The sequence below is a fragment of the Romboutsia sp. 1001713B170131_170501_G6 genome, assembly GCF_015668195.1.
Classification (GTDB): Bacteria; Bacillota; Clostridia; order Peptostreptococcales; family Peptostreptococcaceae; genus Romboutsia_C.
The window spans coordinates 597661-617248 of record NZ_JADPFC010000002.1; the positions used below are offsets into that span (position 1 = coordinate 597661).

Sequence of the window (19588 nt, forward strand, 5' to 3'; positions counted from 1 at the left end):
TTTGATTTTTCCTAATCGTATTAACACTTACTTTAACAATTATTATATACTAAAATATTTTACAGTGTTTTTCATTATTTTAGTATACTATACTTCTTGATTTATATATTTTTCACTATCTTTTTCTTTTCTATTTTTTAATATTATCCAATAAAATCCTATTATTAAAATACCTAATATTCCTACTACTATAGAGTATTTTTTCATTATATTAGCAATTAAATCCATATTATCTCCTATAAAATAGCCAACTAATATAAGAGCTATATTCCATACAGATATTCCAATTGCAGAATACAATGTAAACTGCCATACATTCATTCTAGTAACACCTGCCACTATAGATATAAAAGTTCTAGCTAGTGGAACTAATCTTGATAACATAACAGATATTTTTTCATATTTTGCTAACCATCTATAAGATGCTTTTATAGATTTTTTGGTTTTTGGATATTTACTTTTTATAAATGATAATAGTGGTTGCCCTAATTTGTATCCTAAATAATAATTTACTACTGATCCAAATACTCCACCGATTATTGATACTAGTATAACTAAAAATATATTCATATCAAATTTAAATGCTAATATTCCTACAAATGGTAATACTATCTCACTAGGTAAAGGAGCATTTGCATATTCAAGGGCTACTATTATAAAAATACTTATGAGTCCATAATTTATTATAAACTCTTCTATCAATAACCTTAATTCCATTAAATTTATCTCCCCTTATATTATTTATCATGAAAATTATCCACTAGAATAACAGTATAATAACACATGTTACTACCCATAACAAAACATCTATTTTTAAACTAGTATCATTTAATACAACATCCGTTGGATTTCCTTCATCACTTATATTAATAATATAACTGTACCTAAAAATACCATATATTACAAATATAGTTGTAAATATCATATTAGGATTATCTATACTACTCGTAGAATAAAGCGCATAGCAAACTATTGTACAACTTTGAACTACCGTAATCATTTGATCTATTATTTCTTCATTATAATCTTTAAGTATCTTTCTATGATCTCCTGCACTACTTTTTAAAGTATTTATCTCTTTCTTCCTTTTTCCAAGTCCTAAAAATAATGATAAAAAGAATGTACATAATATTATCCAATTTGATAGTTGTACACCTACTGATACACTCCCTGCAAGTATTCTAAGTATAAATCCTATAGCTATAGAACATACATCTAATAAAACTATATTTTTCAATTTAAATGAGTATAATATATTATTTAATAAGTATAATATTATTACCGCAGTTAATTTTAAATTTACCAATAGTGATAAAGATATTGAAGCTATTACTAATACTACTCCTAATATCACAGCTTTTTCTTTTTTTATAGCTCCACTAGCTAATGGTCTTTTACATTTTTTAGGATGACATTTATCCTTTTCTATATCTACTATGTCATTTAATATATATACTGCTGATGAAATAAGGCAAAAACATATAAATGCTATCATAGATTTATAGAATAAATTTATATGTATTATATTTCCTGAAAATACTATTGCTGATAATACAAATAAGTTCTTTATGTACTGTTTTGGTCTCATAAGATTTATATATTCTTTATAAAAACTATATTTTTCTTGCTTTATATTATATTGCTCCATACTTTCCCCCCAAAATAATCCCTATCTCTCATATATATCCCTGTTATTAAATTTATAGTCTAGGTAAAATTTGTACCCCTAAGTTAAATATTTTTATAAAACCTTGTCCATTACTTAATATAACTGTAGTCAAAACAATAATTAAAAATAAATTTACACTTTTTATATTTTCACTTTTAATATTCTTACAAAAATGTGCTAATAGTATTATTATTGCAAAACCAAAATGTATAGTCATTATATTAGCATTTAATAAATTAAATCCAACAATTCCATGCATAAAAATATTAAATAATATTATACCAGCACTTAACTTAACTATATCGTCTTTTCTATTAATAATAATAGATGCTATACATAAACATAATATAATCATAAATATTACAAAATATATGATATTTATATTGTCAGTTTGCATCATCTTATAATTAATCCCATTTACTCCATAAGTTGTTATTTCGTTTCCAGGAAAATAGATACTTGGGTATAAAAGCCTAAATAATATCATTTTTATCTTTTCAATCCAAGTTCCATTAAATACATACGCTGAATTGTCTTTTATACCTGAAACTGTATTTAATAATGATATAGAATTAGTCATTATTATAGCTATATATGATGTTAAAGCAAAAACTGTTAAATGTTTAATATATTTTTTAAATTGAGTTTTGTATTTAATAATTAAATTTAATACGTATATATATATATTACTAACAGTTATTCCAAATAGTGGTATTGCAGCTAAATCTAATAAATAATTTTCTTTATTTTTATGAACTAAATATATAAATAATATTATAGATAATTGAGCATATATAAATCTTTCTATACTAAGACTCATAAATAACTGTGGAAATGAAAATAAGAATATCCCCATTATTGTATAAAGTGTTGTTTTATTCAATTTTAATGATTTTAAATAGCTGAAAATTAAAGTTATAGATATAGAACTAACTGCTATCTGTAACAATGTCAATCCTATCCCATATAAATAATCAACCCTTATGCCTATCTTTGAAGATAAAAATTGGCTTATAACAAATATTGGATATGCTATAATAGAAACTATTTTTGAAAAAAGAATATGCTTGTTATTATCTTTATTTTCAACAAATATATTTCGTTCAAATAAAACACCTGAATCTGAATCTAATATAACATCAAATGTATTTTTCGTTTCATAAAGTATAGTTGTATTATAAAAAAATATACCTGATATTAAAGTGTATATTGTTGCCACAATAAGAAATATAATCAACTCCTCTTTATATTTCATATAAGTTTTTCTTATCATTTTGTACCCCCTTTGTTAATAGTTTAATATTTTCAAACTTACCAAAAATCCTTGCAAATATTAAATTAAGATATATAACTAAAACCGTATTGATTAACACCATTATAATTTTATAAATAATATTTTCACTTATATCAAATAAATATATATATATTGGCCTAACCAATAAATATGTAAACGGGTGATATAAGTACAATGTAAAGCCATAAGTGGAATATTGATTTACTAACCTACTTATATATTTTGTTTTGCCTATATTTAAAATATAATCTCTTAAAATATATAACAAATTAAATGCTATAATCGTATATATTAAAAATATAAAGTTTGGAGGAAACTTGTTTTTTTGCATATCCATAACAAACTGGTCTTTAGAAATCAAATAAATTAATATTGCACTCATCAAAGTTATTATTATTAAATTTGATAATTTACTTATTTTTATTTCTTTCAGTTTATTGTAAAAAAATCCTGCATATATCCAGAATGCATAGAATATAACATTTTTTAAAACTGTAAGATTATCTATATTATTCATATATACTATAAGACAAGATATTAAAATCATAGGTATATATTTAAATTTATTACCTAGTGTATTATATAAATTGTACATAATCGGTATAAATGGAACTAAAATTAAGTATACTGGTATAAACCATAGATGCCATGTAATAAATTGTAATGTAACACTAGGTTCTTTAAATACATTAAAGCTACTTATAACAAACTCCTTAAAACTTAAATATGTAATAGTCGTACCAAGAATATTAGCTACATATTCTATAAATACTAGAAATATTATAAATATAAAATATGGTATTAATATTCTAGGTATTCTTGAAATAATATATTTAGCATATGATTTTTTATTACTTAACGAATAACTTGCTCCAGTTATAAAAAATACTACTGCCATCTCAAAAAGAAAAAAAGATTTAATTTTAGTTCCAAAATTCGGAAACCAATATAATGTATGTATAAATCCAATGATATACATCATAATTAAACCCCTATATATATCTAATTTTTCATCCCTCATAATTATTCTATATTCTTAACCCCCTATAATTTGTTCTGTACCTAAATTTAGTTTATCTTGTTGAATAGCTTAGAATATATTTAAATTCCAACCTTAATTTATATAAGTATCTGTATAAGCAAATAAAAAGGATATAACTATTATTGTTATATCCATAATTAATTACAATTTTTTGAAATTTTTGATTTTCTCAAATCATATTAACATCTACTCTAGTAATTATTAGACACTAAAATCATTTTAACATAATTTTCCATGTTTTTCACTATTTTTTACTTTTGCCTTTTTGCTTTATTTAAAGTTTTTATGTCTAATCTTTTAAATATTTATTTCAGCACAAACTATAAATGCTATATATATCAATAAATTGTTTTTTAATGTATCTATATATCATTTACTAGGAATGAGTGATTGTTTTTACCAAACATTTGTTTTAATTTTTTTACCATTTGTTTCCATATTGTGATACAATTATTTATAGATAGGAATTTCTATTTGAGATTTTAATTTATTTTATATAGTTTTATAACAGGGGGATTATTATGTTTTTTAATGATATTTTTATGGACAAAGATGTTGAAGGGTCGTACTCTAATAGCTATGATAAGATGATAAATTTAGCTAGTAGGGTTTTTGTTGATGATAGTGTGGATGCTGATAGGAAAAAGGAGCTTTATTTGTTGCTTTGTTGTGCTTATGGGCAGTTGGATGATGTAACAACTTTTAGCTTAAATTCATAATCATATTTTACCATATTAAAAACACCCCAATTGTTAGAATTTTGGTCTAACAATTGGGGTGCAGTACAGACTTTCGTATATACTCTTTTTTAACTAAATTTAACCACAACTACATCATCAATTTTCTTTATACACTCTTTGTTAGGGAATGACTTCATACTTTTATATTCTTCTGAATTCATTATTTCATTTGCCTTTTTATCACTAACAGAATTTAGATTAAGACCTATGTAATACTTAATAAATTGGTTAAAATGGTAATCTGAAAAGAATATGCTATTGCCATCTGTCCCTGTAACATGTCCAATATACTCACTGTAATTACCAGGTGTATTATGAGTATAAGGACTTCCTGCAAATAGTACTGGAGTAGAAGGATTATATTCTTCGCTCATCTCTAATCTATCAACCACCCTTACTGCTAATGAATACTCTTTTTCATATCTTTGATGCATATTTAAGTATGATATATTAGCAACTAATATAAAGTTCCAAATGATTATCCAAGTAATAACTAATGGGAAACTATAAACTATTTGTTGTAACAAATTATTTATACCTTTTTTAATCGATATTTTTTCATTTAAGGTAATTATCGCTACAAATAAAAGTGACCAAGACATCCTCATAACCATATGATATGCCGTACCCTCTGAAATGAAATATGCAAATCCAGTAATAAAAGGAATACTAACTAATGCAACTAAGACTAATATTAACTTTAATATATCTTTGTAAATCTTATTTAATTTAATTAAATATAATAACATAATTCCTGCAAAAACAAATAATAATAATATTAGACTAGAAAATGAAGCGTCATATCCACCTGTTACAACTTTAGGTAAATTTTTAAATTCCGTTAATATGTTTAATATAGATTGTTTATTAATAGAAAATCCTTGATCTGCTCCTTGATAAGAACCAAGACCTCTGTGTAATATAAAAATAAATACTTTTAAAATAATAAAATATAGAATCATTCCAATAAGTGCCATAATTACAAATCTCATAGCATACTTTATGTTGTCTACAATATCTTCATCCTCATTAAATACTTTTAACATAATAACTAATAATGATAAAAGTACAGCAAATCCTAAATTAACTTGGTATATTCCTATTGCAAATGCTAATATAACTCCTGCAACAAAATATCCTCTTTTATATTTTTTAGTTATAAATACAGCTAGTGCCGATAACATCATACCCATCATATATCCATCGGCTAAAAACATATATGAAAATGTACTTGTGACTACAGGAAATGTTACGATAATAGCTGATATGGCTATTGCACTAGACATCTTTTTTATTTCTAAGACGTTCACAATTATAGCACATGTTATACCTATAAATACTAAAGATAACATTCCTATTACCCATGGTGTATCTACTATAGAAGATAATTTTTGAGATTCATTTAAAAACCATCTTCCCATATGTATCCAAATTTTGTCTCCTTTGAAGTTATACATACTATCCCAGTTTGGTAGTACATTTACAAACATGAATATATGAGTCAATAATCCTAAAACCATCACTGTTATAAATGCTGCTTTTTCTACATTTGAAATTTTAGAGTATATTTTTCTAAAATCAATCTTTTCAGTATTTTTTATTTTGTTAATAATCTTACTCATTTTGCTCCCATTCTATAAAGTTTTATTTTTTGTATTTACTCTGCGAATACTTAATATATTCTATATTATTTTTTATATTTTTACAATTATAACATATTTTCTACTTAAATAAGTTAACTATAAGAAGCTAAAAAAGAGTATAGACTTTCGTCTATACTCTTTTAGGAAGATTAATGAAATTATATTAAACAAATATTATTTTGTGAATAAGTCAGATATAGTTGACCAAACTTGAGCAGCTATTCCGTATCCTATTTGAGTCTTAGTAGCATCTTCTTTGCTTAATGCTTTTATTACTGATTGTTGAGATGCATTTACAGCATTAGTAGCTAATACTACTGGAGCATTTTCTTTACCAGCTAAAGCACCTGCTGATAATGAGTCAACTAATCCTTGATTATCAGACTTAGCTACATAGAATTCATTAAATCCATTTTTGTAGAATTCTTTTACAACTGCAGCGTTAGTATCTTGTCTATCATCACCAGCTAATCTTTGTACTGTTCCTTTAGCATCAGATGCTTTTATTTGATCTTCTAATTTAGTAGATACACTATTAGCACCACCTGTTATATATGTCTTAGTTAAGCCAGCATTTTCCATATATTCTAATTGGTCAGCACTTAATCCATTTTTAGCATCAACTAATAATATTGGATTTGCAGTATTTTGAGTTGCTCCACCTTTAGCAGCAACACCAGCTATACTCATAGCATCTGCTTGTGCATATCCACCAGCTATGAACATTTCATCTTGCTTAGCTCCCATTTTTTGAGCTATTGCTAAAGAAGTTTCATATCTGTCATTACCTTTTATTCTTATTACATTAGCTTTAGCTATTCCTTTAGCTTGTAGTTGAGTTTCAACAGATTTAGATATAGTGTTTTCTCCACCTATTACATAAACATTTCCGCCAGCTTTCATTACTCTTGTTATTTCGTCCATAGTTTTATCAGAAACTTTATCTTTTCCTGTTAATAATATTGGAGCATTTTGTTGTCTTGCAAATGGAGTAGCAGCTAACCCATCTGCTAAAGAATTTCCTGAAACTAATACAACATTGTTTGCTGTTTTTTCAGTTGCAAATGTAGCTTTACTTACTTGAACAGCTGTGTCATATCTATCCATACCAGCTAATGTAGTTATTTGAGGATTTGTTTTTTGTCCTTCTGGATTTATCATATTTTGTAAATCAGTTAAGTTTTTGCTGCTTCCTGATATAACTATCTTAGCGTATGCACCATTTGCTGAAGTGTGATCTGCTGTTATAGATGCTATATTAGGCATAGTTTCATCCATTTCATCAGTTTTGTCTACTGGTAAAGTTATTGTTAATGTTCCGTTAGTAGTATCTAATGTATTAGTAGCTTTTTCTATTTGTCCATTAACTTTTGTAGTATTATATTCTGCTATGAATTTTTCTAATTGATTTCCTTCAATTGTAAATCTTCCTATGTTAAAGTCGTATAAATCTGTAGCTTTGAAGTTTGTAGTTTTTGCTGCTTCATAGTCAACACCGTAGTTTCTAGTCGCTTCAAAGTCACTTGGTTGTCCATTTTGAGCTTGCTCTAAAGCTTCTCTTTCAACTTCAAATCCAGTTACTACTGTATCTGCATTTGTTGCTGCAGTAGCATCAGTTACACCTGATATAACTTTTCCATCTTTGTCTAAATAACTTCCCATTTTATCTTGAGAATAAATAGGGTCATTTAAATTAAGTTTTGTATCACCTGTTTTTATAACTAATGGCTTATCATTATTCTTTAATTCTAATGATAATGTATTTGCATCAACTCTAGTTACATCTTCTATTGCTTTTGGAGCATCTGCAGCTAATTTGCTAACTACTGGAGTTGTCTCTTTTTTATCTTGAGTTGTTTCTCCTGCTTGAGCTTGTTTATTTCCTGCTGGAGTTGATTGAGCTTTAGTTAACTCAGTATATAAATTATTTATATCATCTTGAGTGTATGTTCCTTCTTTCCAGTTAACTATTTGTCCATTAACTGTTTTATGTCCATTATCTATTACTTCTATATTTAAAAATTTATTTGTTGTATCATTTAATTTAGCTAAAGCAACATCTAATTGTTCCATAGTTGTTATAGCTTCTTTAGTCCCATTTGCTTCAGTAAGATTTATAGTATAAACACATTGTCCTGCTTTAGCTGCTTCTTTTGCACCATTATACTGATACTGAGCTCCTGTTGCCATTAAATCCTCATCGTCAGTGTACTTAGTGTTTAAAAATCCTTGTATTTCCCCTTTTAATTGAGCTACTGCCTTAGCATCAGTAGAAGCTATTACTTGATTATCTAAAGTATCAGCAAAAGCTAATGCTGGAGCTACTGAAGTTGCCGCACTAACTGCAGCTATTGTTATAGCCATATTTCTTTTTTTCATAATATTACCCTCCGATGTATGTTATTTTAACATCTCTCAGACCTTTGTATCTCTCACAGGACTAATCATAGTCTAGGAAAATATTTATTTCAACGGTTTTACTTAATATTTCAAATTTCCAAAATCCCCTTTTTTCGACATTTTTTAACATTCAAATCCATTTTTTTACATTTAGATTTCTCTATACACTAGCATTACATAGCTAAAGCCATCCCTTTTTTTCGACACCTTTCCCCTTTTTAGTTGAAATCAATACATTTTTGAACAAAAGATTCAATTCCTAACTATATTATTTCAAACATTATTCACAAGTATTTTTTTAATATTATCCACATTTAACTATCCTCCTTATATGATTTACGCTCATTTTATATTCCCTAGCTAATATAGATGCATTAACTCCATTAAATCTTTTAATGATTTCTTCATTCCTTCTATCCCTTATAGCACTGCTATAAGTTGGAACATATAAACTATTCCCTCCGTATAGTTTGCATATCTCTAAATATACTTCTTCACCAACTAGCTCATACAAAGCCTCTAAGTCTTCTCTTATCATACTTTCCTCCTATTTTTTATTATTTTCCTTACTTTTTCCTTCTATTTATATAGTAGTGTCACTAAATACCTCTTTCCACAAAAGTATTTGAGAAACATATATCCCTTACATATGTTGTCAACATCCATTATAACTACATATAATTTTTCTCACCTATTATATAAGTATAAGCAAGGCAACTTGCTAAAATAACTTAGCTAATTGCTAAGAATATAAGGAGGATTATTATGGCAGTAGTAGTAACTAAAAACCTATCAGGACTTAAATTAAGATATGATTGTGGAAAGGATGATGAGACTGGAAAAAGCATAGTTAAAAGTAAAACTTATGCTAATATATCACCAGATGCACTAGACCAAGATGTATATGATGTTGCAACAATAATTTCATCACTTCAATCTAACACACTTTTAAGTGTATCTAAAATAGACACTAATACTTTATCAGAATAAAATTGCTTGTACTTATCTATATTGTTTAGAATACTTTAAACACTATATAAAAAATTTAATTATTAATATTGGGGGTTATATTATGGAGATAAAAAAGAAACTTGTAATGACTTTTAAGACTTTAAGTGGAAAAAATATTTCTTTATCAGTAGATGATCCTAGAGAAAATCTAACTGAAGCTGAGATAAAATCAGCTATGACTTTAGTTTTATCAAAAGGCGTATTTGTTGTAAATGGAGAGGAATTGGATACTTTAGTAGATGCTAAGGTAGTTCAAACTGATACTACTGAATATGATTTAGTTGTATAATTAGTTGGAAGATAACTTGCAAAATCTGATTGCTAATGTTGGCTTTCCTATTGCTCTTTCTATGTATCTATTAGTTAGAATAGAAGGAAAGCTAACTAAACTAACAGATAGTATTAGTGAACTCTCTAAAAATATAGGGGCTGTCTCTAAATAGAGGCTAGCTCCTTTTTATTTTTCTTCTAATAATTAATAGGCTGAAAATGAAGTCTTCTTCCATTATAGCAATAATGCCTATATCCTGTTTCCCCATCTCTACATTTTGCAACAATTAAATCAACTAGCTTTATGCCATTTTTCCTAGAATTTATAACCTTATCCCTACTTGTACCTATAGCCTTTATAGCATCTTCAAAATCAGAATTAACAGGCTCATGAATATATACTACATTGTTGCTATCGTGAAATATAGCCTTACTATCTCTCATAGGTCTCTCTCCCCAAGGTCTAAAATCCTTCATCTCATCATTTAATTGACTAAGTTGAATAACAGGTATGTTAAAATCTAAAGTAATATTTTTAAGCTCCCTAGAAAGACTTGCTACTTCCCTTTCTCTATTTTGCATAATAGATTCAACACTCATAAGCTGAACATAATCTATAATAACTAAATCTGGCTCTAACTCCCTTATTCTTCTTTTTAAAGCACTAATAGTACTTATCTTATCATTTATATACATTAAATTTTGACTAGAGTATTCCTTAAAAGTATCTATAACCAATTTCCACTCATCATCTTTTAATTGTTTATTTTTCATTTTCTTAGTGCTAATTCCAGTTTTTTTAGTAATATTTCTCATAAAAACTTGCTCATTGCTCATTTCCCTACTAATAAACAATACCTTTTTCTTTTGAAAAACACAGTTTAGCATAATTTGAAGAGCTAAAGCAGTCTTACCAACACCACTTCTAGCAGCAATAGTTGTAAGCTCACCTTTAAATAACCCTCCTATAATATTATCCAAGTATTCAACACCAAACTTTATCCCCGTATTTTCACTACTTTCTAAATAATTAAGTAAATTTTCACAAATATCTTTAACACTATCCTTATAATTTTTAGTATTTTTATTTAATATTTCTCTCATTCTTTTTTCAAAATTATATACAACCAAATCCATATCCTCATCATCACCTAAATCTTGAAAAAGATTAGTGCAATTTTTGATAATCTCTCTTCTTAAATACTTGTCTTTTAAAATTCTAATATGACTATCAATAGAATAACTTTCTCCAATAGCTACCATATCAGTTAAATAACTTACATCTATATTAATATCTCTGTCTTTAAGTTTTGTATATACACTTTGAATATCAATAGCCATATTATTTTCATACAAAACCTTCATAACATTTAAAATATACTTGTGAATATTTATAGTGAATAAATCCTCATATAATTCTTCTAATTTGAAACTTAAAGTATTATCACTTATCAAACTTCCAATAACACTTTGTTCAATATTAATAGCATCAAACTTTTTCATAACTCCCCCTAATAGTCAAATTCAATATCCCATACTTCATTAGACTCTTCTTTTATATCTTCAAAAATCTCTTCATTCAAATATCCTTCAAATTTATTACTAAATAAAGTCTCAGGTCTTAAATACTTTTGCATATCACTATACACCCACTCCTTTGACTTAATATCTATTACTTTCTTAAAATCCTCTAATTCAAATCCTTCATTTATCCTTGCATTAATAAGATTTTTAGTTTTATTGGTGGTTGGTTTAAAATTCTTTTTACACTTTTCATTTAAATAATTTACTACATCAACATATATATTATTTATTTTTTTATTTATATTATCTTTTTCTAAGTTACCTTCTTTAGTTGCACATTTAATATCATTATTAGTATCACTATCTAAATAATCTTTAAAACTTACATCCTTAAAATCCTTAAAATCACTAATATACAATTCTTCATCCAAATTTATATTAGTATCATCTTTAGTAGTTTTTTTAGTATTAATTTTAGTATCACACTTAAAATCAGTAATGTACTCATATACAGAACACTTATTGGTTTTATTTCCTTTAACTACCCTATTAATAATACCTAACTCCTCAAAATTCTTAATTAATCTTTGTACCTTTCCCTTAGAAAAGCCAAGCTCACTAACTGCCCCACTTATAGTAAATGTAAAGTGACCACTTTCAAGTTTTTTGTAAATATTATTAGCATTAACCCTCCTCATAATATAATGATTAAAAATAATCTTATCTATATCCTTAATTGGATTAAACCTAAGGACTCTAATATTTAACTTACTATACATAAAATCCCCCTTAAAGTTTCGTATTTGTTAATTAGTTTTATTTTTGTTATCTTTAATTAAATTGTAGTTCTATTTGTGTTAACTTTCAACAAATATTTAATATTTTTTACTAATATTTGTTTTTTAGTTTACACCAACGAAACTTTGTACTATACTTTAAGTATGGTGAGGTGGATTTAAAATGACTTTTGGACAAAGATTTAAAGAACTTAGGATTCAAAAAGGTCTAAAACAACAAGAGTTAGTAGATGATTTTAATAAGATATATGGTTATACATTCACAAAGTCGGCAATATCTCAATATGAAAACGACAAGAGAAAGCCAGAAACAGAAGCACTTAGAGATTTCGCCCTGTACTTTAATGTATCTTTAGATTACTTACTATGTATAAATGAAGATAAAGATATTTATATAGATATAAAAGACCAGTTCTTAGATTTTGTTGAAGGATTCTTTAAAAACAAAGATATTAGTAGAGATGAAAAAGATAAACTATTTAAAGAGCTGTCTACACTTTATTTTGATTCATTAAAATAGGCTACGCAAAGCGTGGCTAATTTTTCAGCCTATTACAAAACATATATTCTATAATTTGCGAACTTTTTATGCTGTATATACTATTTACTTAAATTTTGTTATTTTAGTTATTTGATGTCATTTTAAACAATTTTAATTATAATAATAAACTCAGGGGGATTTTTTATGTTTAGTGGATGTGATTTTCTTAAATTTGAAGGTGAAAAACCTACGTCGAAGGACTTTGATAAGATAATGGAAATTGCTAGTGTAGTTTTTTCTAGTGATAATTTTAGTTTTGAAGAAAAGAAAGACCTTTATATGAAAATTAGTGTAATGTATGAAAAGTATAAGTAAAAGCCAGGCATATGCCTGGCTTTTACTTATATTAAATATAGCTTCTCTTAGTATATAAACTATAAGAAGTAGAATCATTATAACTATTATTTTATTTGAACTTACAACCCTTTATGTTTATACTTGTTTAAGTTGAATAGTTTGGTTTGAAGTTTTATTTGTAATTTAATTTACTATTACATACGATATAGTTTTACCTCATTAGTAATATCTAAATTTAAAGTTTATACTCAGCACTTAAAAATATATGTAATATACGTGATAAAATAGCAAACTTTTGATCATTAATCATATTACTTTATAAAAGTCATTTTATATATAACATGCGCTTAAATGACACTTAATTAATAGAAAATTTACTGGTATTAAGTGTGTGCCAAAATTTGTGACTAATTAAGACTTTTAATATCTTTTATTTGGTATATATATCTTATTAGTACTTCTGAGCTTAGCATTTTATTGATATTTATATTGTGTTTTTATTTGTTATATATTTTTTAGTTATATAAATATGAAATAAAATTTCTCTATAAAATCTTAACATATTCTGTCTATTTATAATTAAAAAAAGGAACTGCCCTCATAATGAGGTAGTTCCTTTTTTAGTTAAGCTTTTAAATTATTATTTATTAGTTTAATCCTAATATCTTAAGTAAGCTTTGTACTGCTGCTGTAGCAACTCCTCCACCTACTTTAGTTAATTTATTAGCATTTGAATCTGAATGCTTATCTGTTAAATTATCTATAACAGTTTCTTGTTCTTCACTTAAATTATCTGTAGCTAATACTATAGGAGCTTCAACTCTTCCTGCTAAAGGAGCTACTGCTAAAGCATCTACTAATTTACCATTTCCTCCAACATATCCATCTTGAGCAACGAATATATCGTTAACATTTTGCTTTAATGCATCTGATCCATAGTATGTGTTTATAACCATAGCATTAGTTTCTTTTCTATCTGCTCCTGCTATTCTTTCAACAGTATCACCTGTTTCAACATTAGCTTTTACATCTTTTATTACTTGCTTAGAAACTTTGCTAGTTCCTCCAACTACTTTTACATCATTTATACCAGTCTTATTTTTATATAAGAAATCTTTAGCATCTTGAGTAAGTCCAGCTTCTGGAGATACTATTATTGGAGCTGCTGTATTAGCATCTGTTGTAAGTTTAGTAGCTACTGCTGCTATACTCATAGCATCTGCTTCACCTTCTCCACCAACTACGAAAGCATTTGTCATAGTTGTCTTGTCCATAGCTTTAGCTATTTTTAAAGATGTATCATATCTATCATTTCCTGCTAATCTAACTATCTTAGCATCCATTTCTTTTATTAATTGAGCTTCAACTTCTTTAGATATAGTGTTTTCTCCACCAACTATGTATATAGTTTGCTTTTTATTTAATACTCTCTTTATTTCACTCATAGTTTCTGTTGGAACAGAATCCTTTTTAGCTAATAATATAGGAGCATTCTTTTGCTTAGCTAAAGGTGCAGCTGCTAAACCATCAACTATGGCATTTTCTCCTACTAATACAACAGAGTCTGCATTTATTTTATCACCTTTTGCTTTTTCTTTTAATTTTAAGAATCCTGCTTTACTTATTTCAACAGCAGTTTCAAATCTATTTTCACCTTCTAATGAAGTGTATTTATCTGAACCTTCTACAACTTTCTTATCATCTTGCATGTCAGTTGCAACTTGAGTTAAATCTTTATGAGAAGTTCCAGTTATAACCAACTTAACATCTTTACCATCTTTAGCTAATGTATTGTTAGAAGTATTTTCTACGTATCTTATCTTAACAGTAAGCTCATAATTACCAGCTTCATTAACTTTTACAGTTGATAAATCTGTAGTTTTATCAAATCCTATTTTGTATTCTTTCCCATTTTCTATTATTGTTGCTTCATTATTTCCTGCTATATTTGCATCTATTAATGTATTAACTAATTCAACACCTGATTTAGTGTATCCTTTTTCATTGTATAAATCAGTTAAGTTTAATTGTACTTTTTCTGTTTCTTTAGCGTTAAATACTAATGAATCTAAGTTTTTAGAAGGTATCTCTTTTTCTGTAGCATTTTCATCTTCTGCAAGTTTAAATCCTACAACACTCTTTCCAGCTTCTACACTTATTCCATTTAAGTTAACAGCATTACCGTTAGCATCTACTGCTTTAGTTTTATCTACTTTATATTCTCCTACTGCTAGCTTTACTTCTTTTCCACTTGCTAATTCAACTATCGCTTTAACAGCATTTCCTTCAGCTACTATTGCATCTTGTGCATCATAGTATACAACTGATTTTCCTACATTAGTTAATGCAACTATTTCTTTTGCAGCTGCAACTAATTCAGCATTATCTGCATATCTTGTATTTTTAGTTTTTTCCGTAGCTAATATTCTACCATCAACCTTAACGTGTCCCTTGTCTACTACATCTACAGTTAACTTTGTATCATTTATTTTAGCATTTGCTATAGCTGTTTTTAAATCTTTTATATCTTTTATATCTTTACCATCTACTGTTATTTTGTATACAGAATTCTGATATGGTTCTGTTGCTGTACCACCTTCACCATCTTCTTTTTCATCAAAATACTTAGTATTTAACATTTCTTCTACTTTAGCTATTAAAGTAGCCTCATCTACTTCTTGAGTAGCGGCAAAAGCTGGTGCAACAGTAGTTGCAACTGTAGCTACTGCCATCATCATTGCTATGTTTTTCTTCTTTAACATATTTGTTTCCTCCCCAACATTATATAAAATAATTACATCTCTTTTTTATGTAAATTCCGCTTCTCGTATTTCTCACATACTTATATTTCTCACACAAGTAGATGATAATATACTTTTTAGTAACTTTCACCAACTTTCGTTTTACATTTTTTTCCATATTTCAACATTTAAATAAGTAATATTTTTACTTCGACATTTTTTTACACTAAAACATTTAGCTAATTTATAAATACATACTATTTTTCTTTTTATATAATATTTTTATTTAAATATATTTTAATATAAAATATATTTGTATTTTTTTGTAGATAACTTTTTTACCCTAATTATGTATATAATCTTACTAAAATATAAAAATTAAAGGAGTTAAATACCAATATGGTAAATAACTCCTTTTTAAATAATTAAATATTTTCTTCTGTATTGTATACTATCTAGTTATATTTACATTTATAACTGTATCTTTAGGTGTTTTATTAGCTGCATATACTCCATCATATAATGCAACTATTATACTTCCGTTTGGTGTATTAGAATTTAGTTTAACTTTTCCATTACTTACAGTTGCATTTATTCCTGATGTTTCTATTCTTATAGTCCCAAGTACAAAATCACCTTTATCGCTTCCTACTGGAGCATTATATACACCGTTATTATTTCTATCTATAAATAATACTGCCTCTATTCCAGATTCAGAACCTCCTGCATTTTTGTTTGATAAACTAAGTATAACCTCTGCATTTGGATATCCTTGAACTGATACTCCTTCTACTACTTTCTTATACTTAGTTTCATCTGATATATCACTTCCTGCATTATTACCTATAGCAGTATAATTTATATTAAATAGGTTTAATAAGTTAAACTCTGCATCTGATTGTGATGAGTTTACTTTAGTTATAGTATTTATAGTGTTAGTATTAATAGATTTTATAACTGGTGTTGTATCTACTATACTTATTGAAACTGATGTTAATAAAGTTTCTCTATTATTTGAGTCTTTTTTGTATAAATATACTGTAGTTGAACCAGTTTTAGTCTTGTTAGCTGTAGGCACTATATCTATACCATTAGCATTTTTAGTCGCTGTTACTAGTTCTGCATCATTAACTTTTAATATATAACCTTCTCCACTTATATCAGTTTGATTCATTAAGTTTCCGTTACTATCATAAGTATTTAATTTTAATGATAAACTGTTATCATCTTTATAATCATATCTATCTAAAGTCATATCTTTATTTGCTACTGTATGCTCTAATTTATAAGTATATCTATCTGCAACTGCATCTCTTATTGTAACTGATAAACTTCCTAAATCAATCTTTTTACCTGCTACTGTTTTTTGCATCTTAACAGTTCCAGTTCCTACTTTACCAGTATCTGGTGATATAGTCATGGTTGCTTCTCCATTAGCAAAATCTCCAACAGATACAACACCTATTTTATTTTCTTCTGTTGGTGTTGAGCTTGTATTTATAGTTCCTTTGTCAAGAGCTGCACCTGTATTTATAGGGTCACCATGCTGGTCAACTGCCTTAACTTTAACTGCTGAATTACCTTGATTTTTTGTTAATGTTATACTTGTTTTGTTAGTATCTCCTACATAGTATCTTACTGTTCTAACTTCTCTTGCATTTTTTTCTGCATCTAATACTTGTATACTTATTTCTTTCGATACTGTTCCATTAGAAATAGTTACTTTAGCTGTTCCTACTTTTCTAGCAGTTATATTTTTACCAGATACAACTAAAACCGTTGGGTCAGATGATTTTAATGTAACTTTACCAGTTATATCCTCTTCTTTACCATCATTTCTCATACCTTTTATATCACTTAGTGTTATACTTTCCCCAACTAATAATTTATTACTTATAAAATCATTATTTTCACCATTTCTATTATTAAAAGCAGCTTTATATGACTTTATACTAGCTATATCATTTGCTTTATCTGTTACTGTTACAAGTTTTTTATCGGCAGTTTTTATTACTTGGCTTCCTTTAGTTAATGTTATTTCGTAATCAAATATTTCATCTTTTACAAATCCTGTAGTTTTTAATTTTCCTGTTTTAGATGTTTTTAATGGTGATGTTGGATTATCTGTATTATAGAATACTGGTCTACTTGATTTAAACTCAACATTCCATCCTAAACTTTTTAATTCTTCTACACTTCTCGTTTGCCCACCATTCACAGTAAACCCTAGATATTGTATTCCGCTTGTACCTACTTCTCTTGTAGTAGCTTCTACACTAGATATCTCTGAGTTATATGTAAAGCTATGACTAGTAGTATTTCCTAAGTTACTAGTAACCTTAACTGTATTAGTTCCATTACTAAATGCATTAGCAAATTCTACAGTAGCTTCTGTTCCTGCACTATTAGCAGTATAAGAAACAGTAATATTTCCACTTATAGAAACCTTTGATTTATCTATTCTATTTAATTCTCTTCCTGTTAACTTTATAGTCTTGAAATTAACTAATGTTACTCCACTTACTTGAGCTTCTGGATCTTTTTGAGTATCCTTTATAGCTTGTATACTTGCAATTGGTATACCATTTCCAACCTCAGTTATCTTTGTAAATTTCTTACCTTCTAATAAAATCTTTTGATCATTTGATAAGCTTTTTCCAACTATCATAACAGGATCTTGATTATAAGCTGCTAGTACACCAACAGCTAAAGCATCTGCTATTTCATCTGCTTTATTTACTTGACCTGATTTTGTCACATATATATTGTCATAAGTACTATATTTGTAGAATTCTTCTACAACTTCAGCATTAGTTTCTTGTCTTCCTGTTCCTTGAAGTCTTTTCTTAGTTCCTGGTAATGAGTTTTGAGTTGTATTCGATACTGAACTTGTTCCTCCTATTACATAAGAAGTGTTTATACCCTCACCATTTATATATGCCTTAGTATCTGCATCTAATCCATTTTTTGGGTGTGCAAGTATTATTGGCATTTTATTTTGAGCTGCAGGTGCCGCCACACTTACTGCATCTGCTAATACTTCTCCATTAGCTACAGCTATCTTTGATATATCTGATATCTTATCAAATTCTTTTGCTACTTTTAAAGAAGTTTCATACTTACTATTTCCTGCTATTCTGTTAACAGTTATTCCCATAGCTTGTATTTCAGCTTTTACAGAATCATTTACTGATGCTGTTCCACCTATTATATCAACTGTTTTTATTCCTCTTCTAGTTAATTCTTTCTTTGTATCTGCATTTAATTTATTATTTTCAGTCATTAGTATTGGAGCTTTTTTAAGAGATGCGTATGGAGTTGCTGTTAATGCATCCACTATTCCTTTTTGTCCATTTACTACTACTGCATGTTTTGATGTTGAGCTGTAGTTTTTACTTATTTCTACTGCTGTTTTGTATCTGTCATCACCAGATATTTTACTTGATGTTACACTAGCTCTTGGCTCTTGTGCATTTGCTTCTACTGCAAAAGTAGATGCTAATGTTGTTGCAAGCATTGTTGTCGCCATAACCTTAGCTATTATTCTCTTTTTTCTCTTTAACATATTTCTCACCTCATGTTATTTTTGGGATTTTTATCCTTTTATGAATTTAATTGT

17 protein-coding genes are annotated in these 19588 nt (G+C 27.2%); 6 read left to right on the forward strand and 11 right to left on the reverse strand.

The genetic code is table 11. The annotated features are described in order from the left end of the window. Positions 1-87: 87 nt before the first annotated feature. The 4 genes from I4U89_RS08550 to I4U89_RS08565 are packed head-to-tail and all read right to left on the reverse strand — an operon-like array spanning position 88 to position 3984. Entirely contained in the window at positions 88-717 is a 630-nt protein-coding gene (locus I4U89_RS08550; RefSeq protein WP_195939952.1) for a DedA family protein, read from the reverse strand. Between the two features lie 43 nt (positions 718-760). After that, on the reverse strand, positions 761-1648 hold the full coding sequence (locus tag I4U89_RS08555; protein ID WP_195939953.1) for a decaprenyl-phosphate phosphoribosyltransferase: 888 nt from the start codon (positions 1646-1648) through the stop codon (positions 761-763). Between the two features lie 52 nt (positions 1649-1700). Next, complete coding sequence (locus I4U89_RS08560; protein WP_195939954.1) at positions 1701-2942, reverse strand: DUF6080 domain-containing protein; 1242 nt, start codon at positions 2940-2942, stop codon at positions 1701-1703. Then, entirely contained in the window at positions 2914-3984 is a 1071-nt protein-coding gene (locus I4U89_RS08565; RefSeq protein WP_279311318.1) for an acyltransferase family protein, read from the reverse strand. The genes I4U89_RS08560 and I4U89_RS08565 overlap by 29 nt, the downstream gene beginning before the upstream one ends. Before the next feature lie 542 nt (positions 3985-4526). Here I4U89_RS08565 and I4U89_RS08570 point away from each other — a divergent pair. Next, the gene (locus I4U89_RS08570; protein ID WP_195939956.1) at positions 4527-4724 is read left to right on the forward strand and encodes a hypothetical protein; all 198 of its coding nucleotides are present in this window, start codon (positions 4527-4529) and stop codon (positions 4722-4724) included. A gap of 89 nt (positions 4725-4813) precedes the next feature. On the opposite strand, the gene I4U89_RS08575 is transcribed toward I4U89_RS08570, so the two are convergent. The 3 genes from I4U89_RS08575 to I4U89_RS08585 form a co-directional block, all read right to left on the reverse strand. Beyond that, a complete protein-coding gene (locus I4U89_RS08575; protein WP_195939957.1) occupies positions 4814-6367 on the reverse strand; it encodes a glucosyltransferase domain-containing protein in 1554 nt (517 codons plus the stop codon). Between the two features lie 195 nt (positions 6368-6562). Continuing rightward, positions 6563-8767: a cell wall-binding repeat-containing protein gene (locus I4U89_RS08580; protein ID WP_195939958.1), complete on the reverse strand. Its 2205-nt coding sequence runs from the start codon at positions 8765-8767 to the stop codon at positions 6563-6565. A 325-nt stretch (positions 8768-9092) separates the two neighbouring features. Further along, on the reverse strand, positions 9093-9326 hold the full coding sequence (locus I4U89_RS08585) for a Mor transcription activator family protein (protein ID WP_195939959.1): 234 nt from the start codon (positions 9324-9326) through the stop codon (positions 9093-9095). 227 nt (positions 9327-9553) lie between these two features. Here I4U89_RS08585 and I4U89_RS08590 point away from each other — a divergent pair, with 227 nt between their 5' ends. The 3 genes from I4U89_RS08590 (at position 9554) to I4U89_RS08600 (ending at position 10242) form a co-directional block, all read left to right on the forward strand. Then, the gene (locus I4U89_RS08590) at positions 9554-9778 is read left to right on the forward strand and encodes a DUF1659 domain-containing protein (protein WP_195939960.1); all 225 of its coding nucleotides are present in this window, start codon (positions 9554-9556) and stop codon (positions 9776-9778) included. 82 nt (positions 9779-9860) lie between these two features. Continuing rightward, positions 9861-10088 carry a DUF2922 domain-containing protein gene (locus tag I4U89_RS08595; RefSeq protein WP_195939961.1) on the forward strand — a complete coding sequence of 76 codons (228 nt, stop codon included), beginning with the start codon at positions 9861-9863 and terminating at the stop codon, positions 10086-10088. Positions 10089-10092: 4 nt separating this feature from the next. Continuing rightward, complete coding sequence (locus I4U89_RS08600; protein ID WP_195939962.1) at positions 10093-10242, forward strand: YvrJ family protein; 150 nt, start codon at positions 10093-10095, stop codon at positions 10240-10242. 25 nt (positions 10243-10267) lie between these two features. Here I4U89_RS08600 and I4U89_RS08605 read toward each other — a convergent pair whose 3' ends face one another. Both I4U89_RS08605 and I4U89_RS08610 read right to left on the reverse strand, forming a co-directional pair. Beyond that, positions 10268-11572 (reverse strand): replicative DNA helicase, encoded by a 1305-nt coding sequence (locus tag I4U89_RS08605; RefSeq protein ID WP_195939963.1) that lies wholly within the window; start codon positions 11570-11572, stop codon positions 10268-10270. Positions 11573-11580: 8 nt separating this feature from the next. After that, positions 11581-12372 (reverse strand): conserved phage C-terminal domain-containing protein, encoded by a 792-nt coding sequence (locus I4U89_RS08610; RefSeq protein ID WP_207744149.1) that lies wholly within the window; start codon positions 12370-12372, stop codon positions 11581-11583. 181 nt (positions 12373-12553) lie between these two features. Between I4U89_RS08610 and I4U89_RS08615 the strand changes: the two genes are divergently transcribed. Continuing rightward, positions 12554-12910 (forward strand): helix-turn-helix domain-containing protein, encoded by a 357-nt coding sequence (locus tag I4U89_RS08615; RefSeq protein WP_195939964.1) that lies wholly within the window; start codon positions 12554-12556, stop codon positions 12908-12910. Positions 12911-13075: 165 nt separating this feature from the next. After that, positions 13076-13246 carry a hypothetical protein gene (locus I4U89_RS08620; protein WP_195939965.1) on the forward strand — a complete coding sequence of 57 codons (171 nt, stop codon included), beginning with the start codon at positions 13076-13078 and terminating at the stop codon, positions 13244-13246. 629 nt (positions 13247-13875) lie between these two features. Here I4U89_RS08620 and I4U89_RS08625 read toward each other — a convergent pair. Both I4U89_RS08625 and I4U89_RS08630 read right to left on the reverse strand, forming a co-directional pair. Beyond that, entirely contained in the window at positions 13876-15990 is a 2115-nt protein-coding gene (locus tag I4U89_RS08625; protein WP_195939966.1) for a cell wall-binding repeat-containing protein, read from the reverse strand. A 430-nt stretch (positions 15991-16420) separates the two neighbouring features. Beyond that, entirely contained in the window at positions 16421-19534 is a 3114-nt protein-coding gene (locus I4U89_RS08630; protein ID WP_195939967.1) for a cell wall-binding repeat-containing protein, read from the reverse strand. Positions 19535-19588 lie beyond the last annotated feature (54 nt).